We start from the raw sequence: 22,220 nt of genomic DNA on the forward strand, positions 1-22,220 counted from the left end.
GATGCCCACCGGCGCGCCGACCTTGTGCCCCGAGATCGAGAGCGCCACGAGCCCCGTTGGCCCGGCGGCGGAGCCCCGCCAGCGCGTGAACGACACGTCGATCCAGCCGACCGCGCCGACGGCGTCGAGGTGCAGCGGCACGCGCGCCTCCGCGGCGGCCGCGGCGAGCGCGGCGGCGTCCTGGACCGTGCCGACCTCGTTGTTGGCGACGAGCGCTGTGGCCAGGGCCGCGCCCGGGAGCGCCGCCGCGAACGCGGGCACTCCGATCGCGCCGACGGCGTCGAGGCCCACCGACCGCACCGCCGCCCCCTGCGCGGCGGCGAGCCACTCCACCGACGCCGTCGTGGCGTGGTGCTCGCCGTCGGGGAGCACGACGGCGTCCGTCCCCGCCGCGCGCGCCCACCACAGCCCCTTGAGGGCGAGGTTGATCGACTCGGTGCCGCCGGAGGTGAACACGACCTCGATCGGGTCGCACTCGAGCGCCGCCGCGACGCGCTCGCGCGACTCCTCCAGCAGACGGCGGGCCGCCTGGCCGGCGCGATGCACCGACGAGGCGTTGCCGACGAGGGCGGATGCCGCGACCCACGCCTCGCGCGCGCGAGGGTGCAGCGGCGTCGTGGCCGCGTGGTCGAGATAGACCGTCATCGCGCGCTCCCACCGCCCGCTGGCACTCCCGGGTCCGGGCATTCACTACCCTAGAGCGCATGACCCGACCGCAATCGACCGTCCTGACCGCGCGCCCCGCGCTCCTGTCATCGGAACTGGACGACCTCGGAGTCACGTTCCACGACGGGACCGCGACGCTGCGGGTGTGGTCCGCGCACGCGAGCACGGTCGAGCTGCTGCTGTTCGACGACGTCGACCTCGACTGGATCACCGACACCATCCCGCTGCTGCCCGCCGACGGCGGCGTCTGGCAGGTCACCACCGCGGCCCTCCGCCCCGGCGTGCGCTACGCGCTGCGCGTCGACGGGCCGCACGGGCCGGGGCAGACGTTCAACCCCCGTACGCTCCTCCTCGACCCGTACTCGAAGGGCCTCGTCGCGGCCGGCTTCGAGAACTGGCGCTCGGTGGTCGTCGACGAGTCGTTCGACTGGGGCGGCGTCGCCAAGCCCGCCGTGCCGCTGGACCAGACCGTCATCTACGAGGCGCACCTGAAGGGCCTGAGCAAGCGGCATCCGCTCATTCCCCCGGCCCTGCACGGCACCTACGCGGGCCTCGCGCACCCCGCGATGATCGACCATCTGCTGACCCTCGGCGTCACGTCGGTCGAGCTCCTGCCGGTGCACGCGTTCGCGACCGAGCCGCGGCTGCTGCAGCTCGGCCTCGCGAACTACTGGGGCTACAACACGCTGAACTTCTTCACGCCGCAGGCCGCCTACGCGACCGCCGCGAGCCGCGCGGCGGGGCCGGACGCCGTGCTCCGCGAGTTCAAGGGCATGGTGCGGCTGCTGCACGAGGCGGGCCTGGAGGTCCTCCTCGACGTCGTCTACAACCACACCGCCGAGGAGGCGCTCGGCGGCCCCCGCACGAGCCTGCGCGGCATCGACAACCGCTCCTACTACCGCCAGCACGACGACGGCGCCTACATCGACGTCACCGGCTGCGGCAACTCGCTGAACACCGCGACGCCGGCCGCGGCCCGCCTCGTGCTCGACTCGCTGCGCTACTGGGCGAACGACCTGCAGATCGACGGCTTCCGCTTCGACCTCGCCGCGACCCTCGGCCGCGACGAGCACCACACCTTCACGCCCGAGCACCCGCTCCTGCGCGCGATCGCCGACGACCCGCAGCTGGCGGGCGTGAAGAAGATCGCCGAGCCCTGGGACGTCGGCATGGGCGGCTGGCAGACCGGCAACTTCGGCGAGGGCTGGCACGAGTGGAACGACCGCTACCGCGACCGCATCCGCAACTTCTGGCTCAGCGACGTCGACTACGCCCGCCGCGCCGCCGGCGCCCCCGTCGGCATCGGCGGCTTCGCCACGCGCCTGGCCGGGTCGTCGAACACGTTCAGCACCGAGCGCGGCCCGCTCGCGAGCATCAACTTCATCACCGCCCACGACGGCTTCACGCTGCGCGACCTGGTCTCGTACGACGTCAAGCACAACCTCGGCAACGGCGAGCAGAACCGCGACGGCGCCGACACCAACCGCTCGTTCAACCACGGCGCCGAGGGGCCCACCGACGACCAGGCGGTGCTCGCGACGCGCCGCAGGGCCATGCGCAACCTCCTCGGGACGCTGCTGCTGTCCGCCGGCATCCCGATGATCACGGCGGGCGACGAGTTCGGGCGCAGCCAGCGCGGCAACAACAACGCGTACTGTCACGACTCCGCCCTCACCTGGATGCCGTGGGACCACGCCCCGTGGCAGCAGGACCTGTTCGCGCACGTGCAGCGCCTCATCGCCCTGCGGCGCGAGAACCCCGCCCTGCGCCCGATCCGCTTCGCGCACGAGACCGAGGTCGTCCCGAGCGCGTCGGTCATCGACTGGTACGACGAGAACGGCGAGACGATGTCGATCGAGCGGTGGACCAACCCCGCTCACCGGACGATGCAGTACGTCGCCGCATCCACCCCGGAGCGCGAGGCGTTCAACCGGATCCTGCTGGTCGTGCACGGCAACGAGCGTCCCGTCGAGGTGACGCTGCCGACGATCGAAGGCGTCACCCGGTACGTGTCGCTGTGGTCGAGCGTCGACGAGCGCCCCTCTGACGAGGAGACCGTCTACGTGCCCGGCGACGTCTTCGAGCTGCCCGACACGTCGATGCGACTCTTCCGCGCGGAATGAGTCGCGTCGAGTACCCCCCGGGCCGATGCTGACGGTAGGTTCGTCTCGTGGCCACGAAGACCCGCACTGAAGCCTCTGTCCGCAGCACCGCCGAGATCCCGCTCCGGCCCGCCACCCCGTGGCAGACCGACCAGGTGACCACGGCCGGTCGTATCCCGCTCACGCTCACGCAGCCGAGCACGCCGGGTCGGCTGTTCCCGCCGAAGGCGTTCGTCGGCGAGGCGGTGCCCTTCGGTGTGACCGCCTTCCGCGAGGGCCACGACCTGATCGGCGTGCACCTCCGCCTGTTCTCGCCCTCCGGGGCCGAGAGCCTGCACCGCCTCACCGCGCTCGGCGACGGCTTCGACCGCTGGTCGGTCCTGGTCGCCCCGCTGGAGCAGGGCACGTGGACCTTCCGCTTCGAGGGGTTCGCCGACGACTTCGCGACCTGGGAGCACGCCGCCGACCTGAAGATCGCCGCGGGCGTCGACGTCCCGCTCATGCGCGAGATGGGCGCCCTGCTGTTCGACCGGGCGCGTGACGAGCGCTCGCGCCCCAACGCCGAGCGCTCCGCGCTCGAGGCCGCCGCGGCCACCCTCCGCGACCCCGAGGTGGGCGTCGAGGGCGCGCTCGCGGTGGTCCGCGACCCCGAGATCGCCGCGTTCTTCGCGGAGCGCCCGCTGCAGTCGCTCGTGACGATCGGCGCCGCGAAGGAGCTGCTGGTCGAGCGCGAGCGCGCCGGCGTCGGCGCCTGGTACGAGTTCTTCCCCCGCTCCGAGGGCGCCCGTCGCTTCAAGAACGGCACCGTCAAGAGCGGCACGTTCCGCACCGCGAAGAAGCGGCTCCCCGGCGTGGCCGGCATGGGCTTCGACGTCGTCTACCTGCCGCCGATCCACCCGATCGGCCGCGTCAACCGCAAGGGCCGCAACAACACGCTCGAGGCGCTCCCCGGCGACCCCGGCTCGCCCTACGCGATCGGCGCCGCCGAGGGCGGCCACGACGCCATCCACCCCGAGCTCGGCACGGTCGCCGACTTCCGCTCGTTCGTGCGCGCCGCCGAGAAGGAGGGGCTGGAGGTCGCCCTCGACCTGGCGCTGCAGGCCGCGCCCGACCACCCCTGGGTGACCGAGCACCCGGAGTGGTTCACGGTGCTGCCTGACGGCACGATCGCGTACGCCGAGAACCCGCCGAAGAAGTACCAGGACATCTACCCCCTGAACTTCGACACCGACCCCGAGGGCATCTACGCCGAGATGCTCCGCATCGTGCGGTACTGGATCGCCCAGGGCGTGAAGATCTTCCGCGTCGACAACCCGCACACCAAGCCCCTGCAGTTCTGGGAGTGGCTCATCGCCACCGTCAACGCCGAGGACCCCGACGTCATCTTCCTGGCCGAGGCGTTCACGCGTCCGGCGGTCATGCAGAGCCTCGCCATGGTCGGCTTCCAGCAGAGCTACTCGTACTTCACGTGGCGCAACACGAAGGAGGAGCTCGAGGAGTTCCTCTCGTCGATCTCGAACGAGACGTCGGACTTCATGCGCCCGAACCTCTTCGTGAACACGCACGACATCCTCACGCAGTACCTCCAGTACGGCGGACGGCCCGCGTACAAGATCCGTGCCGCGATCGCCGCCACGGCGGGCGCGACCTACGGCGTCTACGCGGGCTACGAGCTCTACGAGAACGTCGCGCGGCCGGGCTCCGAGGAGAACATCGACAACGAGAAGTACGAGTTCAAGTTCCGCGACTGGGAGAAGGCCGAGGCCGACGGCGACTCGCTCGCGCCGTACCTGCGCCGCCTGAACGAGATCCGTCGCGCGCACCCCGCCCTCCGGCAGCTGCGCGGCCTCAGCGTCCATTGGAGCGACGACGACGCGATCCTCGTGTACTCGAAGCACCTCCCGGCCGCGGTGTCGGAGTCGGGCGTCGCCGACACGATCGTCGTCGTCGCCAACGTCGACCCGCACTCGGCGCGTCAGACGATGGTCCACCTCGACCCACGCGCCTTCGGCATCGAGCCGGGCGAGAGCTTCGAGGTCGAGGACCTCATCACCGGCGCCACGTGGACCTGGTCCACGAGCAACTTCGTCCGCCTGGACTCCTTCACCGAACCCGTCCACATCCTGCACGTCAAGGGAACACGATGAACCGCCCCACCGATGCCGTGATCGACGCGGTCGCCAACGGCTTCTACCACGCACCCCACGCCGTCCTCGGCCCCCACCAGGACGGAGACGGCTGGCTCATCCGGGCCCGCCGCCCGCTCGCCAAGACCGTCACGGCCGTCCTGCCCGACGGCACGCGCGTCGAGCTCGACCACCTGCGCTCCGGCGTATGGGAGGGCTCGCTCGCCGAGCAGCCGACCGCGTACGAGCTCGTCACCGCCTACGACGACGGTCCCGACTTCGTCGCCGACGACCCGTACCGGCACCTGCCGACCGTGGGCGAGCTCGACCTGCACCTGATCCGCGAGGGCCGGCACGAGCGGCTGTGGCACGTGCTCGGCTCGCGCCTGCACCACTACGACGGCATCGACGGCGTCTCGTTCGCGGTGTGGGCGCCCGACGCGCGCGCCGTGCGCATCGTCGGCGACTTCAACAGCTGGGACGGCCGCGGCCACGCGATGCGCTCCATGGGCGGCACGGGCGTCTGGGAGCTGTTCGTCCCCGGCCTCGGCGTCGGCTCGACCTACAAGTACGAGATCCTCACGCCGGACGGCAACTGGATCGTCAAGGCCGACCCGATGGCCCGCTACGCGGAGGTGCCCCCGGCCACCGCCTCGATCGTCACCGACAGCGAGTACACGTGGGGCGACGACGCGTGGATCGCCGAGCGCTCCGCGTCGCAGCCGGTCTCGCGTCCGATGTCCGTCTACGAGGTGCACGTGGGCTCCTGGAAGCCGGGCCTCGGCTACCGCGACCTCGCCGACCCGCTCATCGAGTACGTGCACGCGCTCGGCTTCACGCACGTCGAGTTCCTCCCGCTCGCCGAGCATCCCTTCGGCGGGTCGTGGGGCTACCAGGTCAGCGGCTACTACGCGCCGACGAGCCGCTTCGGCGGCCCGGACGACCTGCGCTACCTCATCGACCGCCTGCACCAGGCGGGCATCGGGGTCATCATGGACTGGGTCCCCGGCCACTTCCCCAAGGACTCGTTCGCGCTCGCCCGCTTCGACGGACGCCCGCTCTACGAGCACCCCGACCCCCGACGCGGCGAGCACAAGGACTGGGGCACCCTGATCTTCGACTACGGCCGCAACGAGGTGCGCAACTTCCTCGTCGCGAACGCGCTGTACTGGTTCGAGGAGTTCCACGTCGACGGGCTGCGGGTGGATGCCGTCGCCTCGATGCTCTACCTCGACTACTCGCGCGAGGACGGCGAGTGGGAGCCCAACATCCACGGCGGGCGCGAGAACCTCGAGGCCATCCGGTTCCTGCAGGAGGTCACCGCGACCTCGTACAAGCTCTACCCCGGCATCGCGATGATCGCCGAGGAGTCGACGAGCTACCCCGGCGTGACCGCGCCGACCAGCCAGGGCGGGCTCGGGTTCGGCTTCAAGTGGAACATGGGCTGGATGAACGACTCGCTGGAGTACATCAAGCGCGACCCGATGTACCGCTCCCACCACGAGGGCGAGCTGTCGTTCTCGTTCGTGTACGCCTTCAGCGAGAACTACGTGCTCCCCATCAGCCACGACGAGGTCGTCCACGGCAAGGGCACGCTGTTCACCCGCATGCCGGGGGACCACTGGCAGAAGCTCGCGAACACCCGCGCGTTCCTGGCGTACATGTGGGGTCACCCCGGCAAGCAGCTGCTGTTCATGGGCCAGGAGTTCGGCCAGCTCGCCGAGTGGTCGGAGGCGCGCAGCCTCGACTGGTGGCTGCTCGACCAGCCGGCGCACCACGAGCTGTTCGACTTCGTCGGCGCCCTCAACCGTGCCTACACCGAGCAGTCCGCCCTGTGGGCGCGCGACCACGAGGGCGCGGCGTTCTCGCGGCTGGGCGCGCCGACCTGGAACCCGAACGTCATCGCGTTCACCCGGCGCGACCACCACGGCAACACCGTCGCGGTCATCTGCAACTTCTCCGGCGTGCCCGTGCACGACTACGAGCTGGAGCTGCCCGAGCCGGGCGAGTGGCGAGAGGTGCTCAACAGCGACGCGCAGGCGTACGGCGGGTCGGGCGTGGGCAACCTCGGCGCCGTGCACGCCGACGGCTCGGGCCGCGCGCGCATGGTGCTCCCCCCGCTCGGGGTGCTCTGGCTGCACCACTCCGCGTCGTAGCCGCGGAGCGGCCTCACTCCGTCAGAAGAGCAGGCTCGAGAGTCGTCCGCGAGCGCGGACGACTCTCGGGTCGGTGTCGCCGACGACGCCGAACAGCTCGAGCAGGCGCTCGCGCACCGGCGTGCGCTCGTCGCCCGGCAGCGCGGCGAACAGGTCGAGGATGCGCGCGAACGCGTCGTCGACGTGGCCGCCGGCGAGGTCCAGGTCGGCGGCGTCGAGCTGCGCGGCGACGTTCAGCGGCTCGGCCGCGGCGCGCTCGCGCACGGCGCGCAGCTCGAGGCCGGCGGCGCGCTGCAGCAGCTTGACCTGACCGAGTCCGGCGCGCGCGTCGGCGTCGCGCGGGTTCTCGACGAGGGCCTGCTCGTACGCGGCGCGCGCGCGGTCGAGGTCGCCGACCTCGATCGCGTCGAAGGCCTCCTGGTGCAGCGGCGGCAGGGCGGGCGCGGCATCCGCCTCCTCGTCCTCACTCGCGTCGCCCATCGGCACCGAGCCGGAGACGCCGTGCTGGGCCGCGAGCTCGAGCAGCTGCGCGAACACGTCGCGCACCTGCTGCTCGGGGACGGCGCCGTTGAACAGCGGCACCGGCTGCCCGGCGATCAGCGCGACCACCAGCGGGATCGTCTGGGCGCGGAAGCTCTGCGCGAGCTGCGGGTTCGCGTCGACGTCGACCTTCGCGAGCACCAGCCGGCCGCCGAGCTCGGTGACGACCTTCTCGAGCACCGGGCCCAGCTGCTTGCAGGGTCCGCACCATTCGGCCCACAGGTCGACGACCACCGGGACGGTGCGCGAGAGCTCGAGCACCGCGCCGAACGTCGCGTCGGTGACGTCGAACACGAGCGACGGCGCGCCGTCTCCGGCGGGAGCGGATGCCGGCGCGTCGGAGCGCTGGCGCAGCCCGGACAGGTCGACGGCGCCGCGCAGCACGGCACCCGGTGCGGGGTTGCTCACTAGCCCACCACTTTCGCTGAGAGGATGTTCGACCCGTAGCCGAGGAACTGGATGCGCTCGGTCGAGCCCTGCGCGGGCACGAAGAAGAAGAGCTGGTCGGAGAACGTGGTGGTGAACCCGGTCGCCGACTGGGTGACGCCGGTCAGCGTGCTCACGAGGGCGTTGCCGTCCACCTTGATGACCGCGTCGGCCGTGGTCGGGGCGACCGTGTCGCTCTCGGTCAGGTTCACGGCGACGATCGCACCGCTCTGGAGGGTCGCGAGCGCGACGGGGGTCTGCGCGCCCGCGGCGGCCGTGAACGTGAGCGTCCCGGTCTGGGCGCCCGTCTCGTTGAAGGCGGCGAGCCGGTTCGCGCGGTCGGTGGCGACCTGGGCGCGGAACGGGTCCTCGGTCTCGAACAGGGCCGCGTACGTGCTCTGCTCGCCCTTGTCGATGAGATCCGCGTAGGCGGTGGCGACCTGGTCGGGCGGCAGCAGCAGGAACGGCGAGTCGGGCGCGACCTGGGCGGCCCCCACGTAGGAGGGAGCGAGGTCGGGCATGCGGGTGTCGGCGGCGAGCTCGGCCGTGTAGGTGAGCTTGTAGTCGGACCACGCGTCCTGCTGGGTCACCGACATGATGGTGGCCGACTTGTCCTTCTTGTTCTCGACGACGGCGAAGAAGGTGCGCGGCCAGCCGTCGAAGGCCTCGGGGAGCAGGATGGACAGCTGCTTGGAGGCGATGGCGGGAAGCGGCGGGTGGTCGGCGACCGCACCGCGCAGCGTGTAGTTCGTGAGGCGCTCGGCGAGGGCCGGCCCGTCGAGCCGCGTCGCGGCGGCGTCCGCGTCGCGCGCCTCGTCGGCGTCGGCGACGGAGGCCGAGATGCGGGCGAGGATGCGCTCGGCCTGCGGCTCGGTGACCGCGGGGCTCTGCTGGTCCTCGGGCACGATCACGCTCGCGGTCGGCGAGGGGGTCGGCGTCTCGCCCAGCTGCGGCCACGCGTCGGCCGTGCAGCCCGAGATGAGCAGCACCGAGACCGCCACGACCGGGAGCGCGACGAAGGCGCGGCGACCCCGGGGCAGTCGGCGACGGTCGGAGGACGAGCTGATGACGCCCTTGTCGGCGGCCTCGACCTCGAGGTCGATCGGCTGCGTCTCGGCGAGCGGCAGGCCCTTGCGGCGGGGGCCGCGGGAGCGACGGACGTGACGGAGCGCGAGCAGGTAGAGCACGATGCCGACGGCCATGAGGATGGCGCCGCCCACGATGAGCGGTCCTGCCCACGGCGTGGCGATGCCGGTCGGCCAGCTCACCGAGACGTCGCTCGGCGCGGCCTTCTCGCCGTCGGAGGCCACGAGGACGCTCATGTCCTCGGGGAGCTGGAGCGGCGCGATCAGGAGATCCTCGTCCTGGAACTCGTCGAGCCACAGATCGGAGCCCTGCGGGTCGATCGGCGTGGCCGGCGCGGGCGTCGGCACGGCCTCCTCGGGCAGGCTCGTCGCCGGAGCGTCCGTCTCGGGCTCCACGAACGCGGTCGCCACGCCGCCGTCCGGCACGGCGGTGACGTGCACGTAGTCGCTGCGGCTGAGCCACGCGGTGAGGTCGGTGGTGCGCCCATAGGCGGCGAAGACGGTGCCGTCGCCCTGCGCGCGCAGCGTCTGCGCGCCCTCGTGGGCGTCGAGCACGGCGCCGTCGATCAGGATGAACGGAGCCTCGCGATCGATCTCGATCGCCTGGCTCACCGACCTCGGACCCTGCAGGATCGTCCGCTGTGCGATGCCGGCGCCGATCATGACGGTGGCCAGCACGAGGGCGACCACGGCCCAGACGAAACGCACGGAACGACACCTCTCCACAGGACGCACAGGGGCATGCGACTGCACAATCGAGGATCCAGGTTACCGATCCAGACCTGAAAGTCGCCCGGGAGGGCCTGCCTGCGCGAGATGTCGACGCGCTTGCGTATTGTGGCTGAGAGGCCCCGGTCCGGGGCCGGGCGAGCGGAGCGGGAGGGCACGCGTGAGGATCCACCAGCCGTTCCGGACCGCGTTGGTCGCCACCCTCGGCGTCGGTGTCGGGATCATGATCATCACCGGGATCTCGACGCTGTCGACGATCCTGCTGTACGTCGGCACCGCGTTGTTCCTCTCGCTGGGCCTCGACCCGATCATCTCGTGGCTCGAGCGGCGCGGCCTCCCCCGCTGGGCGGCGGTGCTGCTCACGATCATCGCGCTCCTGGCGGCCTTCGCGGGCATCGTCCTGATGGTCGTCCCGATCATCATCGGCCAGGTCACGCAGTTCGTGACGACGATCCAGTCGCTCATCCGCAGCGGCTCGTGGGACCCGGTCAACATCACCAAGGAGTGGCTGCACGACACCTTCCCGATGCTCGACGTCGACGTGGTGTTCGAGTACCTGTCCACCTGGTGGTCGACGGTCGACGTCGGCGAGGTGGGCAGCATCATCATCGGCATCGGCACCGGCGTCATCAGCGGATTCGCCGGCGCGTTCATCGTGCTCATCCTGACGATCTACTTCACGGCCTCGACGCCGTCGCTCAAGGCCGCCGCGGCGCAGCTCGTGCCGGCCTCCAAGCGTGAGCGGTTCGTCGACCTGTCCGAGCAGATCACGGCATCCGTCGGCTACTACGTCATGGGGCAGGTGAGCCTCGGCATCATCAACGGCGTCCTGAGCGCGATCTTCCTCAGCATCATCGGGGCGCCGTTCCCCGCGGTGCTGGCCGTCGTGGCGTTCTTCTTCTCGCTCATCCCGCTCGTCGGCACGCTGACCGGCTCGGCCATCATCGTGCTGACGTGTCTGCTGCCCGGCCTCGCCTCGCCGATCACGGCGCTGGCCGCGCTCATCTACTACGCGATCTACATGCAGATCGAGGCCTACGTGCTGTCGCCGCGCATCATGAACCGCGCGGTCTCGGTCCCCGGCGCCGTCGTCGTGATCGCGGCTCTCGCCGGCGGCGCGCTGCTGGGCCTGCTCGGCGCGCTCATCGCCATCCCGGTGGCGGCGAGCATCCTGATCATCTACCGGCAGGTCGTGATCCCGCGGCAGAACCAGCTGTAGCCGGGCCGGCTAGGGCCCTGCCGGCGGCTCTTCCCACTCGGTCGGAAGAGGCAGCGCCGCCGGGTTGACGGCGGCGACGATCTCGGTGAGCACGCGACGGGTCTGGTTCTCGCCGACCCACAGGTGCTTGCCGCCCTCGACCGGCACGAGCGTCGCGTGCGGGATCGCGGCGAACCGCTCGGCCGCCTCGGGCGGACGCAGGTAGTCGTCGAACTCGGGCACGAGGACGATCACGGGCCGCTCGTCGCCCGCCCATGCGGCGACCTCCTCCGGCGTCGTGCGATGCAGCGGCGGCGAGAGCAGGATGACCCCGTCGACCGCATGGTCGCGGCCGAACTTGAGCGCCAGCTCGGTGCCGAACGACCATCCCACGAGCCACGGGTGCGGGAGTCCGCGTTCGCGCACGAAGGCCATCGCGGCGGCGAGGTCGAACGCCTCGCCTCGCCCGCCGTCGAACGAGCCCTCGCTCGTGCCGCGCGCCGACGACGTGCCGCGCGTGTTGAACCGCAGCACGGCGAGGTGCGCGAGCGCGGGGAGTCGGGCGGCGGCCTTGCGGAGGATGTGCGAGTCCATGAAGCCGCCGGCCGTCGGCAGCGGATGCAGCGTCACGAGCGTCGCGGTCGGCTCACCGCCGAGCGGCGTCGCGAGCTCGCCGACGAGCGTCAGGCCGTCCAGGGTGGACAGCTCGATGTCCTCCCGGCGCGCCGGGAGCTGGATCGGGCCACGGATCTCCATATCAGGCAATTCTCCAGCATCCGGTGTGCCAATGCCGCCGCGCCGCGAGGTCGGCCGCGTCGCCGAGCACCCCGTCGGCGCGCCACACGACGACGTGCGCGGTGGCCGGCGGCACGTCGCGCCCGCAGCCCGGGCACATGTACGTCTTCTGCGCCTGCGCGGCCGAGACCGGCTGCACCGTCCACTCGACGCCGCGACGCGTCTCGGTGCGCTTCCAGCCGCTCAGCAGCCGTTCGAAGGAGTCGTCCGCTGTGCGCGCCGAACGGCGCCGACGTGACCGTGCCATGGCGACAGCATTACCACCAGTGGTTGTTCACCCAGAAGCTGTACGCGCCGGCCCAGCTGCCGTATCGACCGGTCGCATATCCGTTCGCCCAGCGCAGGTTGTCCACCGGGTCGTAGCCATTGCCGGGCACCTTGCTGCACGGCAGCGCCTGTACGAGGCCGCACGCGCCCGAGGAGCTGTTGGTCGCGTTCGGGTTCCAGCCGCTCTCGCGCGAGACAATGTAGTCGACGTAGCCCCAGTCGCCCTCCGCGATGCCGGCCGCCGCCATCCACTCCGCGGCGGAGCCTCCGCCGGTGTAGTACAGCGGCCCGGCGGACGATCCGCCCGACGACGACTCGCTCTCACTCGAGGCCGCGGCCACCGGCTCGGGCGTCGGGGTGGGCTTCGGGGCTACGTAGACCGTGTAGCTGCCACGGGACAGGCCGGTCACCGGGGTCTCGCTCGCGATGAGCAGCGACTGCGCGTCGCTGATCGTGCTCGCGTACAGCGACACCGGGGCCGGCTCGGCGGAGGCCTGCTCGGCCATGGCGACGCCGGTCGGCGCGATGGTCGCCGCCGCGAGACCGGCGACCGCGATCAGCGCGAAGACGCTCGACACGCTGCGACGACGCGACCACCGCTGCCGCGAAGACGCACGCGGAGCGGCCTTCGCGATCTCGGAGGGGGACGGGGTGATCAGCTCGTTGCCGGAAGTCACAATGCGACGAGTGTAGCGGCCGCTCGCTGGGAGCGCCATCCGAGCGATCATCCGACGGCGAGCAGCACCTCGACCATGGCGTCCAGCACGGCATCCACCTGGTCCTCGCGATAGCCGCCGCGCTTCATGCGGAACGCGACCGTGCGCACCTGCTCGACGGTGAGCGACTCCCCCGTCTCGAGGTAGCGGGCGAGCTTGTCGGCGACGAGATCCACCTCGTCGACGCGGTAGCCGTAGTGCATCGCGCCGACGCGGTCGAACCGGTGGCCGCGCTCGCGCGAGAGGCGGTCGAGCACCTCCTGCGCGAGGGTGCGGGACCGCTCGACCCAGGCGTCGGCGCCCTCGTCGGCGAGCGCCTGCTCGCGCTCGCGGTGCGCGAAGGCGTCCTCGATGCGACCGAGGGCCGCGTCGACGTCGCGGATCCGGTAGCCGTGGCGGACCAGCGGGAACGCGGTGCCGCGCACGTCCGCGGAGCTGAGGGCCGTGGCATCCGTCTCGAACGCCTCGCGAGCGTGCGCGAGGAAGGCGTCGACGGCATGCTTCTCGTACCCCTTGCGCAGGCCGGTCGTCGTGCCGAACGGTGCCGAGTCCGCCTCGGCGGGGAAGGCCGTCGTCGCGCTCATGCGGCGGCCAGCGGCGAGAGCAGGAAGTACAGGGTGAGCGCGGCGGGCGCCGAGGGCAGGATCGAGTCCAGTCGGTCGAGCACTCCGCCGTGGCCGGGCAGCCAGGAGCTCATGTCCTTGATGCCGAGGTCGCGCTTGATCATCGACTCCGCCAGGTCGCCGACCGTCGCCGACACCAGGATGACGACGCCGATCACGACGCCGGTCCACAGCGGCAGGTGGAGCATGAACTGGGCCAGGAGCATGCCGGCTGCGACCGCGGCGAGCGCGGCGCCGGCGAAGCCCTCCCACGTCTTCTTGGGGCTGATGCGCGGCGCCATCGGGTGTTTGCCGAACGCGAGCCCGCTCGCGTACGCGCCGGTGTCGGAGCACACGACGATGATGAACATCGCGAGCAGCCACCACTCGCCCTGCTCCTGGCGCAGCAGCACGAGCGTGAAGCTCGCCAGGAACGCCACGTACAGCTGGACGAACCCGCCGGCGAGCACGTCGCTGAGCACGTCGCCGTAGCGTCGGCCGTCGCGCGCGTTCATCTGCGCCGACAGGCGCCACACGACGACCACAGCGACGGCCGCGAACGTCGCCACCCAGTGGGTCCAATGACCCGCGAAGAAGGCGGTCAGCAGGACGAGACCCGCCACCACCAGCTGCGGGACGACGTCGATGCGACGGCCGGCGGCCTGCAGCGCGCGCGAGAACTCGAACACGCCGAGGAGCGCGACCGGCAGCGCGACCAGCAGGAACAGCCACTTGATGAACACGAGCGAGCCGATCACGGCCAGCCCGACGGCCAGTCCGATGGCGGTCGCGACGATCAGATCCCGGCCCGTGCGCGCCTTGATGCGCTCGTTCGCCTGCTCGAGGTCGGCCTTGGCGCGCTCGACCTGGTGCTCGATCTCGGAACGGGCCGCCCGCACGTGCGCCTGGAACGACGACTCGTCGTGGCCGCGCTCGCCCGGACGTACGACCTTGTGATCGTCCGCCCGCTCGGAGGGCTGTTCGCCGGAGGGATCGGTCATCCGTTCAGACCTCGAGGAGCTCGGCCTCTTTGCGCTTGAGCGCCTCGTCGATGGCGTCGACGTGCGCCCGCGTGAGGGCGTCGAGCTCCTTCTCGGCGCGCACGAGGTCATCCTCGCCGACGTCGCTCTTGAGCGTGTCGAGGTCGTCCTTCGTGCGACGGCGGATGCCGCGGACGTGCACGCGGTGGTCCTCCGCCTTCGTGCGGACGAGCTTGACGTACTCCTTGCGGCGCTCCTGCGTGAGCTCGGGCAGCGTGACGCGCACGAGGTTGCCGTCGTTCGTCGGGTTCGCGCCCAGGTTCGGGGTGTCGCGGATGGCCTGCTCGATCGCACGGAGCGACGACTTGTCGTACGGCGTGACCACGATCGTGCGCGCCTCGGGGTTGTTCAGCGAGGCGAGCTGCGCGAGCGGGGTCGGCGAGCCGTAGTAGTCGACCAGGATCTTCTGGAAGAGCTGCGGGTTGGCACGGCCCGTGCGGACGGTGGCGAAGTCCTCCTTCGCCGCCTCGACGGCCCGGTCCATGCGCGCGGTCGTGTCTGCCAGGATCTCGGCGATCACGGTCATCCCTTCGTCGATGCGTCCCTCAAGTCTAGTGGGGCGGATGCCCGCGCCCTCAGACCGTGACGAGCGTGCCGATCGACTCGCCGAGGAGCGCCCGCGTGACGTTTCCGGCCGGTTCCATGCCGAACACGCGCATGTCCATGCCGTTGTCCATGCAGAGGCTGAACGCCGTCGAGTCGACGACCTTCAGGCCGCGCCGGAGGGCGTCGAGGTAGGTGATGCGGTCGATGCGCTCGGCCGCGGCATCCGTCTTCGGGTCGGCCGTGTAGACGCCGTCGACGCCGTTCTTGGCGACCAGCACCGCCTCTGCGCCGATCTCGAGCGCGCGCTGCGCGGCGACCGTGTCGGTGGAGAAGTACGGCAGGCCGGCGCCCGCACCGAAGATCACGATGCGCCCCTTCTCGAGGTGACGGCTCGCACGGCGCGGGATGTAGGGCTCGGCGACCTGGGTCATCGCGATCGCCGACTGCACGCGCGTGGCGGCGCCCGCCTGCTCGAGGAAGTCCTGCAGCGCGAGCGCGTTCATGACGGTGCCGAGCATGCCCATGTAGTCGGCACGACCGCGGTCCATGCCGCGCTGGCTGAGCTCGGCGCCCCGGAAGAAGTTGCCTCCGCCCACGACGATCGAGATCTCGACGCGGTCGACCGCGGCGGCGATCTCCTGGGCGATCTGGCTGACGACGTCGGGGTTCACCCCGAGCTGACCGCCGCCGAACGCCTCGCCGGACAGCTTGAGAAGGACGCGACGGCGTCCGGTGTTCTCCTGGATCACGGTTCCTCTTCCTCGCGGGTGCAGATTATCGGACGGGTATGAGAAGAAGGCCCGCATCCGAGGATGCGGGCCTTCGGCGATCAGGCGCCGACCTTGAACCGTGCGAAGTCGGTGAGCGTGATGCCTGCGTTCTTCGCCACCTGGGCGACGGACTGCTTGTTGTCGCGTGCGTAGTCCTGGTCGAGCAGGGCGACCTGCTTGAAGAACGCGTTGACGCGGCCCTCGACGATCTTCGGCAGGGCGGCCTCCGGCTTGCCCTCGTTGCGGGAGATCTCGGTGACGATCTGACGCTCCTTCTCGACGTCGGCCTCGGGCACGTCGTCGCGAGTGAGGTAGCTCGGGTTCGCGAACGAGATGTGCTGCGCGATCGCGCGCGCCGTGTCGGCGTCCGCGCCGCTGTAGGCGAGGACGACGCCGACCTGCGGGGGCAGGTCCTTGCTCGTCTTGTGCAGATAGACCTCGAAGGCGTCGCCGCGGAGGGTGCGGACGCGGCGGAGCTCGACCTTCTCGCCGATGATCGCGGCCTCGTCCGAGATGAGCTGCTCGACGGTCTGACCGTCGGCGTCGGCGGCGAGGGCGGCCTCGACCGAGTCCGCACCGGCCGCCGCGACGGCGTCGGCGACCTTGTCGGCCAGCGCGAGGAAGCGGTCGTTCTTGGCGACGAAGTCGGTCTCGCACGCGAGCTCGACGAGCGTGACGGCGCCGTCCTGCTCGCGGGCGATGACGAGGCCCTCGCTGGTGGAGCGGTCGGCGCGCTTGGCGTTGCCCTTCGCGCCCTTCAGGCGGAGGATCTCGACGGCCTTCTCGACGTCGCCGTCGGCCTCCTCGAGCGCCTTCTTGGTGTCGACCATGCCCGTGCCGAGCTGCTCGCGCAGCGCCTTGATGTCGGCGATGGTGAAGTTTGCCATGGGTGTCCCTTGGGTCGTGGTGGATGTCGTGGTCGCGGTCTGCGGGGATGCGCCCCGCAGACCGCGAATCGGTCGCGGCTGCTCGCGCAGCCGGGATCAGCTGTCCGCGGACTCCGCGTCGGCGACCTCGGCCGAGGTCTGGCCCTCGGCGGCGGCGATCGCCTCGTCGTGCGCCTCGGCACCGGCGGCGTCGGCGGCCGACTCGGTGGCGGCCTCGCCCTCGGCGGCCTGCTCGTCGGCGACGAGCGCGCTCTCCTCGGCCTTGGCCTCGGCGAGGTCGGCGACCTCGGCGGTCACGGCAGAGGACTGCTCGGGCGCGCTCTGCTCGAGCAGCTCGCGCTCCCACTCGGCCAGCGGCTCGGCGTCGGCGGACTCGTCGGCCGGCTGGTGGCGCTGGATGAGGCCCTCGGCGGCGGCGTCGGCGATGATGCGCGTGAGCAGGCCCACCGAGCGGATCGCGTCGTCGTTGCCCGGGATCGGGTACTGGAACTCGTCCGGGTCGGCGTTCGTGTCGAGGATGCCGATCACGGGGATGCCGAGCTTGCGCGCCTCGTCGATCGCGAGGTGCTCGCGCTTGGCGTCGACGACCCACACCGCCGACGGGGTCTTCTGGAGGTTGCGGATGCCGCCGAGCGACTTGTGCAGCTTGTCGAGCTCGCGCTTCTTGAGCAGGAGCTCCTTCTTGGTGAAGCCGCTGTCGGCCGGGTTGTCGAAGTCGAGCTCCTCGAGCTCCTTCATGCGGGCCAGGCGCTTGCTGACGGTCGCGAAGTTGGTGAGGAGGCCGCCCAGCCAGCGCTGGTTGACGAAGGGCTGGCCGACGCGCGTGGCCTGCTCGGCGATGACCTCCTGCGCCTGCTTCTTCGTGCCGACGAAGAGGATCGTGCCGCCGTGGGCGACCGTCTCGCGGACGTACTCGTACGCCTTGTCGATGTACGACAGCGACTGCTGCAGGTCGATGATGTGGATGCCGCTGCGCTCGGTGAGGATGAAGCGCTTGACCTTCGGGTTCCACCGACGGGTCTGGTGTCCGAAGTGGACGCCGCTGTCGAGCAGCTGGCGGATGGTGACGACGGCCATGGCCGTTCTCCTGTTCTGGCGCCCGCGGGCGCCGCTTTCGGTTCCTTCCGTCCGGCGGATGGCCGGACGAGCCTGGTGCCCGGCGCACACCCGCTCCGCCGCGTTCGCGGTGAGACCTGGGGTGTGGATGCCACGCGGCGGCGTTCCTCGCGGTCTGCCGCGCGCGCTGTGGGCACGCGTAGTCACCCCGACGGACGGGGTGCTCCCCCAGTGTATCAGCCGCGAGGTCTCCTCCCCCGTGGCGGATCCGGCCGATTCGTCCACGGATCACGGGCGTGGCGTCCCGCGGCGTTCGGCGACGCGGCATCCTGCTGGGCATGCGTCGTCGCGCCTCTCGTCCCGTTCCGCTCACGGTCGTCACGGCGGTCGTGGCGCTGTCGCTCGTCGCCGGTGCGCCGGGCGTCGCACGCGGTGCCCCGGCGCCGCGCGACGACTGGCGGTGGCCGGTGTCGCCGGTGCGCGTGGTCCGACCGTACGAGGCGCCCGCGCACCGCTACGGGTCCGGCCATCGCGGCATCGACCTGGCGATCGAGCCCGGCGGCGCGGTGCATGCGCCGGCATCCGGCGTCGTCGCGTTCTCGGGCGTCGTGGTCGATCGCGGCGTCGTGACGATCGACCACGGCGACGGTCACGTCACGACGCTCGAGCCGGTCGTCGACGCACCGCCGACCGGGAGCGCCGTGGCGCGCGGCGATCCGGTGGGCGTCGTCGCTCTCGGCGGGCACACGGCGCCCGGTGCGGTGCACTTCGGCGTGCGCCTGCACGGTGAGTACGTCAACCCGATGCTGCTCCTCGGCGGCGTCCCGCGCGCGGTCCTGCTGCCGTGCTGCTGAGCCCGGGCCCGCCGGCGGCCCCCGCGGCGGTCCTGCGGGAGCGCGCGATCGCGTCGCCGGGTCTCGCGATCGCGCGAGGGCTCACGCGCGCGGATGCGCCAGCCGGTAGGCCGCGGCGAGCCGCTCGGCGGACACGTGGGTGTAGATCTGCGTGGTGCCGAGGCTCGCGTGTCCGAGGAGCTCCTGCACCGCACGGAGGTCGGCGCCGCCGTCGAGCAGGTGCGTCGCCGCCGAGTGCCGCAGCGCGTGCGGCCCGACCGCACCCCCGACCACCGGGCCGACGGCGCGTGCGACGACGTCGTACACCGCGCGGGGACCGATTCGCGACCCCCGTGCGCCGAGGAACACCGCGCGGCCCGCCGCGTCGTGCGCGTCGAGCACCGGCCGGCCGCGTACGAGGTAGGCGTCGAGGGCGTGCGCGGCGGGGGCGCCGTAGGGGACGACACGCTCCTTCGAGCCCTTCCCCACGACCCGCATCGTCCGGCGCGCCCGGTCGAGGTCGTCGAGGTCGAGTCCGCACAGCTCCGACACGCGGATGCCGGCGCCGTAGAGGACCTCGAGGATCGCCGCGTCGCGCAGGGCGAGCGGATCGCCCTCGTCGGCGACCGTGCGTGCGGCGTCGAGGAGACCGCTCATGGCGTCCGCCGTCGCGACGTGCGGCAGCGAACGCCCGCGCTTGGGCGCGACGAGCCGCAGGGCCGGATCCGCCTCGATCAGCCCCTGGTCGGCCGCCCACGCGAAGAAGCCCCGCACCGCCGCGGTCCGCCGCGCGAGCGTCGACCTGGCGTCGCCGCGCTTGGCCGCCGTCCACAGCCACTCGCGAAGGTGCTCGAGATCGACGTCCGTGAGCGCGACGTCGCCCACGACCGCGACGAGGTCGTGCAGATCGGAGCCGTAGGCGCGCACGGTCGCCGCCGCCAGCCGCCGCACGTCGGCAAGGTGCGCCGCGTAGCGATCGACCGCATCGGAGAGGCGCATGCCCCCAGGATGCCGCGCCCCGCCGCCCTGGCAGGACAGGCGCTCCGATCGGTCCCGCGGCCGCGAACATGGACCTGGGTCCATGGTGCCGACGTCGCGAGCGCGGAATCGTTGCAGAGGTGGGAGAAGCACGGGCGGGCCGTGGTGCGAGAGGACGGCGATGGGGACTCGCCGTCCTGGCCTGCGCCGCCGTGATCCTCGTCGCGGGCTGCACGGGCGAGGATCCGGCTCCCGGCATCCCCTCGTCGTCGGCGACGTCCGCTCCGGATCACGGTGCGAACGCCGACGCGGAGCTCGCCGAGGCCGTGCGCGGCGTGATCGAGGCGCGCATCGACGAGTATGCGCTGCGCTCGGTGATCGTCCGGGTCACGCGTGGCTCGGAGGAGGTCGTCGCCGAGGCGTTCGGAGAGTCGATGACGGGCGTGCCGGCCACGGTCGACATGCACTTCCGCAACGGCGCCGTCGCGATCTCGTACGTCGCGACGGCGCTGCTCATCCTCGTCGACGACGGGGTCGTCTCGCTCGACGACCCGCTGTCGACGTGGCTCCCGGACGTGCCCCATTCCGATCGCGTCACGCTGGGCCAGCTCGCCCGCATGACCTCGGGCTACGCGGACTACCTGTGGAGCCCGGAGCTCCTCGGGCTCCTGAACGACGACCCGTTCCGCACCTGGACGCCCGAGGAGCTGCATCCGTACGGAACCTCGCTGCCCCTGCTCTACGATCCGGGCACGAACTGGAACTACTCGCACACGAACTACGTCCTGCTGGGCATGGCGTTGGAGCGCATCACCGGCGGCCCGGTCGACCGACTGCTCGAGGAGCGCGTCCTCGAGCCGCTGGGCTTGGAGAACACGCGCGACCCGGGGTCGCCGGAGATCGCGGAGCCGGTGCTGCACGCGTTCACCGCCGAGCGCCGCGCCCACTTCGGCGTGCCCGCCGGGCAGCCGTTCCTGGAGGAGTCGACGTTCTGGAACCCGTCGTGGACGATCACGCGCGGCGCCATCCAGTACACCGACATCGTCGACATGACCCGCACGGCGCGGGCGATCGGGACCGGCGAGCTGCTGTCCGCCGAGTCGCACGCCGCCCAGGTCGACACCGGCACGCGGGCGATCGCGACCCTGATCGACGGATGCCCCGCCTGCTTCCCGCAGTCCGAGATCTACACCTACGGCATCGGGGTCGTCATGATGGGCGACTGGATCCTGCAGAACCCGATGTTCAGCGGCACGTCCGCGGTCGAGGCCTATCTGCCGGACGAGGACGTCGCTCTCGCCGTCGTCGTGACGTTCGACGAGGCCGCGTTCGACGCCGACGGCAACGTGCCCATGCGGGCGACCGACCTGTTCCACGACCTCAGCGGCGTGGTGGCGCCGGGCTCCGAGCCGCCGCAGCGCGCGGGATGACCGGACGAGACGAAAGGAGATCGGCATGACTCGACACTCTGGAGCGAGGAACGCGGCGATCGTCGCGGCGTTCGCGGCGTTCGCGCTCGTGCTCGGCGGCTGCGCGGGCGCGACGCCGGCGACGTCGCCGACGCCATCCGGGTCGCCGTCGGCGGCGCTGCTGCCGTTCGACGGCGACACGTTGACGGCGACCGTCGAGGACGCCGCGACCGAGATGCGCGTCCCCGGCGTCGTCGCGTACGTCCGCACCCCGGACGGCGAGTTCGTGGCGGAGCACGGCGTCACCGAGTTCGGCGGCACGACGCCGGTGTCGGTGGACGACCGCATCCGGATCGGCTCGAACACGAAGACCTGGACCGGCACCGTCATCCTCCAGCTGGCGCAGGAGGGCGTCCTCTCGCTCGACGACCCGGTCTCGGACTATCGGCCGGAGGTCCCGAACGGCGAGAACATCACGATCGCGCAGCTGCTGACGATGCGCAGCGGCCTCGCGAACTTCACCGCGACGCTCGAGCACAACGAGGCGATGGATGCCGATCCGCAGCGCGTGTGGCAGCCGGAGGAGCTGCTGGCCATCGCCTTCGCGCTGCCGCCGGCGTTCGCGCCGGGCGAGGGCTTCCTGTACTCGAACACCAACACCGTGCTGCTCGGCCTCATCGCGGAGCAGCTCGACGGCAAGCCGCTCGAGGAGATCTTCCAGGAGCGGCTGTTCGAGCCGCTCGACCTGACCTCGACGCTGTTCCCGCCGCTGACGTCGCACGCGATCCCGGAGCCCTATTCGCGCGGCTATCAGTTCGGGACCAACGTGGAGTCGATGGACGGTGCGCTCAGCCCCGAGCTGCAGCAGCAGGCCGCCGACGGCGAGCTCGCGCCGATCGACCACACCGACGACAACCCGTCGTGGGGCTGGGCCGCGGGCGCCGGCATCTCGACGCTTACCGACCTCGTCACCTGGGTGGAGGCGCTCACCGAGGGCGGCCTCCTCGACGACGAGTACCAGGCGCTGCGGATGGAGAGCCTGACGCGGCAGAGCGACGACCCGCAGTCGGCGCTGTACGGCCTGGCGATCGCGCAGTTCGGTCCGTTGTACGGCCACACCGGCGAGCTGCCCGGCTACAACAGCTTCATGGGGCACGACCCCGAGACGGGCGTGACGGTGGTCGTGTGGGCGAACCTCGCGCCGCTGCCGGACGGGAGGGCGCCGGCCATCGAGATCGCGAAGACGCTGATCGGGCAGATCTACCCGCCCGCGGGGTGATGCGAGCCCGTCGC

20 protein-coding genes are annotated in these 22,220 nt (G+C 71.5%); 7 read left to right on the plus strand and 13 right to left on the minus strand.

The window, feature by feature from the left end; genetic code table 11:
* Nucleotides 1-645, minus strand: a 645-nt coding sequence (locus WML84_RS01660; protein ID WP_347344422.1) for an aminotransferase class V-fold PLP-dependent enzyme, incomplete at its 3' end; no start/stop codon positions are given.
* A 59-nt stretch (nucleotides 646-704) separates the two neighbouring features.
* On the opposite strand from WML84_RS01660, the gene glgX reads away from it, so the two are divergent.
* From glgX to glgB, 3 genes are read left to right on the plus strand one after another with little or no spacing between them, the layout of a single operon-like run.
* Nucleotides 705-2,789 carry a glycogen debranching protein GlgX gene (glgX, locus tag WML84_RS01665; protein WP_347344423.1) on the plus strand — a complete coding sequence of 695 codons (2,085 nt, stop codon included), beginning with the start codon at nucleotides 705-707 and terminating at the stop codon, nucleotides 2,787-2,789.
* A gap of 47 nt (nucleotides 2,790-2,836) precedes the next feature.
* Nucleotides 2,837-4,915 carry an alpha-1,4-glucan--maltose-1-phosphate maltosyltransferase gene (locus WML84_RS01670; protein WP_347344424.1) on the plus strand — a complete coding sequence of 693 codons (2,079 nt, stop codon included), beginning with the start codon at nucleotides 2,837-2,839 and terminating at the stop codon, nucleotides 4,913-4,915.
* On the plus strand, nucleotides 4,912-7,050 hold the full coding sequence (glgB, locus tag WML84_RS01675; RefSeq protein ID WP_347344425.1) for a 1,4-alpha-glucan branching protein GlgB: 2,139 nt from the start codon (nucleotides 4,912-4,914) through the stop codon (nucleotides 7,048-7,050). The genes WML84_RS01670 and glgB overlap by 4 nt, the downstream gene beginning before the upstream one ends.
* 21 nt (nucleotides 7,051-7,071) lie before the next feature.
* Here the strand turns inward: glgB and WML84_RS01680 are convergent, their stop codons facing one another.
* Nucleotides 7,072-7,998 carry a tetratricopeptide repeat protein gene (locus WML84_RS01680; RefSeq protein ID WP_347344426.1) on the minus strand — a complete coding sequence of 309 codons (927 nt, stop codon included), beginning with the start codon at nucleotides 7,996-7,998 and terminating at the stop codon, nucleotides 7,072-7,074.
* A complete protein-coding gene (locus WML84_RS01685) occupies nucleotides 7,998-9,809 on the minus strand; it encodes a glycosyl transferase (protein ID WP_347344427.1) in 1,812 nt (603 codons plus the stop codon). The genes WML84_RS01680 and WML84_RS01685 overlap by 1 nt, the downstream gene beginning before the upstream one ends.
* Before the next feature lie 181 nt (nucleotides 9,810-9,990).
* Here WML84_RS01685 and WML84_RS01690 point away from each other — a divergent pair, with 181 nt between their 5' ends.
* Nucleotides 9,991-11,049 (plus strand): AI-2E family transporter, encoded by a 1,059-nt coding sequence (locus WML84_RS01690; protein ID WP_347344428.1) that lies wholly within the window; start codon nucleotides 9,991-9,993, stop codon nucleotides 11,047-11,049.
* Between the two features lie 9 nt (nucleotides 11,050-11,058).
* Here the strand turns inward: WML84_RS01690 and WML84_RS01695 are convergent, their stop codons facing one another.
* From WML84_RS01695 to rpsB, 9 genes are all read right to left on the minus strand, one after another.
* A complete protein-coding gene (locus WML84_RS01695) occupies nucleotides 11,059-11,784 on the minus strand; it encodes an alpha/beta fold hydrolase (RefSeq protein ID WP_347344429.1) in 726 nt (241 codons plus the stop codon).
* Nucleotide 11,785: 1 nt separating this feature from the next.
* Complete coding sequence (locus tag WML84_RS01700; RefSeq protein ID WP_347344430.1) at nucleotides 11,786-12,070, minus strand: hypothetical protein; 285 nt, start codon at nucleotides 12,068-12,070, stop codon at nucleotides 11,786-11,788.
* Between the two features lie 10 nt (nucleotides 12,071-12,080).
* Nucleotides 12,081-12,767 (minus strand): transglycosylase SLT domain-containing protein, encoded by a 687-nt coding sequence (locus WML84_RS01705; protein WP_347344431.1) that lies wholly within the window; start codon nucleotides 12,765-12,767, stop codon nucleotides 12,081-12,083.
* Nucleotides 12,768-12,814: 47 nt separating this feature from the next.
* Complete coding sequence (locus tag WML84_RS01710) at nucleotides 12,815-13,390, minus strand: DivIVA domain-containing protein (protein WP_347344432.1); 576 nt, start codon at nucleotides 13,388-13,390, stop codon at nucleotides 12,815-12,817.
* Nucleotides 13,387-14,409: a phosphatidate cytidylyltransferase gene (locus WML84_RS01715; RefSeq protein WP_347344433.1), complete on the minus strand. Its 1,023-nt coding sequence runs from the start codon at nucleotides 14,407-14,409 to the stop codon at nucleotides 13,387-13,389. Before WML84_RS01715 ends, WML84_RS01710 begins: the two co-directional genes overlap by 4 nt.
* A gap of 4 nt (nucleotides 14,410-14,413) precedes the next feature.
* Nucleotides 14,414-14,968 (minus strand): ribosome recycling factor, encoded by a 555-nt coding sequence (gene frr / locus WML84_RS01720; RefSeq protein ID WP_347344460.1) that lies wholly within the window; start codon nucleotides 14,966-14,968, stop codon nucleotides 14,414-14,416.
* A 55-nt stretch (nucleotides 14,969-15,023) separates the two neighbouring features.
* The gene (gene pyrH / locus WML84_RS01725) at nucleotides 15,024-15,743 is read right to left on the minus strand and encodes a UMP kinase (RefSeq protein ID WP_347344434.1); all 720 of its coding nucleotides are present in this window, start codon (nucleotides 15,741-15,743) and stop codon (nucleotides 15,024-15,026) included.
* 80 nt (nucleotides 15,744-15,823) lie between these two features.
* Entirely contained in the window at nucleotides 15,824-16,651 is an 828-nt protein-coding gene (gene tsf / locus WML84_RS01730) for a translation elongation factor Ts (protein ID WP_347344435.1), read from the minus strand.
* 96 nt (nucleotides 16,652-16,747) lie between these two features.
* On the minus strand, nucleotides 16,748-17,728 hold the full coding sequence (gene rpsB / locus WML84_RS01735; RefSeq protein WP_347344436.1) for a 30S ribosomal protein S2: 981 nt from the start codon (nucleotides 17,726-17,728) through the stop codon (nucleotides 16,748-16,750).
* Between the two features lie 317 nt (nucleotides 17,729-18,045).
* Between rpsB and WML84_RS01740 the strand changes: the two genes are divergently transcribed.
* On the plus strand, nucleotides 18,046-18,561 hold the full coding sequence (locus WML84_RS01740; protein WP_347344437.1) for a M23 family metallopeptidase: 516 nt from the start codon (nucleotides 18,046-18,048) through the stop codon (nucleotides 18,559-18,561).
* An 81-nt stretch (nucleotides 18,562-18,642) separates the two neighbouring features.
* Here the strand turns inward: WML84_RS01740 and WML84_RS01745 are convergent, their stop codons facing one another.
* Complete coding sequence (locus WML84_RS01745) at nucleotides 18,643-19,539, minus strand: tyrosine recombinase XerC (protein ID WP_347344438.1); 897 nt, start codon at nucleotides 19,537-19,539, stop codon at nucleotides 18,643-18,645.
* Between the two features lie 191 nt (nucleotides 19,540-19,730).
* Here WML84_RS01745 and WML84_RS01750 point away from each other — a divergent pair, with 191 nt between their 5' ends.
* Together WML84_RS01750 and WML84_RS01755 are read left to right on the plus strand one after the other, a co-directional pair.
* Nucleotides 19,731-20,948, plus strand: a complete 1,218-nt coding sequence (locus WML84_RS01750) for a serine hydrolase domain-containing protein (RefSeq protein WP_347344439.1) — start codon at nucleotides 19,731-19,733, stop codon at nucleotides 20,946-20,948.
* Nucleotides 20,949-20,973: 25 nt separating this feature from the next.
* Nucleotides 20,974-22,206: a serine hydrolase domain-containing protein gene (locus WML84_RS01755; RefSeq protein WP_347344440.1), complete on the plus strand. Its 1,233-nt coding sequence runs from the start codon at nucleotides 20,974-20,976 to the stop codon at nucleotides 22,204-22,206.
* The last annotated feature ends 14 nt before the right edge of the window (nucleotides 22,207-22,220 follow it).

The organism is Microbacterium sp., assembly GCF_039812165.1.
Classification (GTDB): Bacteria; Actinomycetota; Actinomycetes; order Actinomycetales; family Microbacteriaceae; genus Microbacterium.

Bases quoted from the DNA above. Each gene is read 5' to 3' on its own strand.
- glgX (WP_347344423.1), top strand. From the start codon at position 705: ATGACCCGACCGCAATCGACCGTCCTGACCGCGCGCCCCGCGCTCCTG.
- glgB (WP_347344425.1), top strand. From the start codon at position 4,912: ATGAACCGCCCCACCGATGCCGTGATCGACGCGGTCGCCAACGGCTTC.
- WML84_RS01695 (WP_347344429.1), bottom strand. From the start codon at position 11,784: ATGGAGATCCGTGGCCCGATCCAGCTCCCGGCGCGCCGGGAGGACATC.
- WML84_RS01700 (WP_347344430.1), bottom strand. From the start codon at position 12,070: ATGGCACGGTCACGTCGGCGCCGTTCGGCGCGCACAGCGGACGACTCC.
- WML84_RS01710 (WP_347344432.1), bottom strand. From the start codon at position 13,390: ATGAGCGCGACGACGGCCTTCCCCGCCGAGGCGGACTCGGCACCGTTC.
- WML84_RS01715 (WP_347344433.1), bottom strand. From the start codon at position 14,409: ATGACCGATCCCTCCGGCGAACAGCCCTCCGAGCGGGCGGACGATCAC.
- tsf (WP_347344435.1), bottom strand. From the start codon at position 16,651: ATGGCAAACTTCACCATCGCCGACATCAAGGCGCTGCGCGAGCAGCTC.
- rpsB (WP_347344436.1), bottom strand. From the start codon at position 17,728: ATGGCCGTCGTCACCATCCGCCAGCTGCTCGACAGCGGCGTCCACTTC.
- WML84_RS01740 (WP_347344437.1), top strand. From the start codon at position 18,046: ATGCGTCGTCGCGCCTCTCGTCCCGTTCCGCTCACGGTCGTCACGGCG.
- WML84_RS01745 (WP_347344438.1), bottom strand. From the start codon at position 19,539: ATGCGCCTCTCCGATGCGGTCGATCGCTACGCGGCGCACCTTGCCGAC.
- WML84_RS01755 (WP_347344440.1), top strand. From the start codon at position 20,974: ATGACTCGACACTCTGGAGCGAGGAACGCGGCGATCGTCGCGGCGTTC.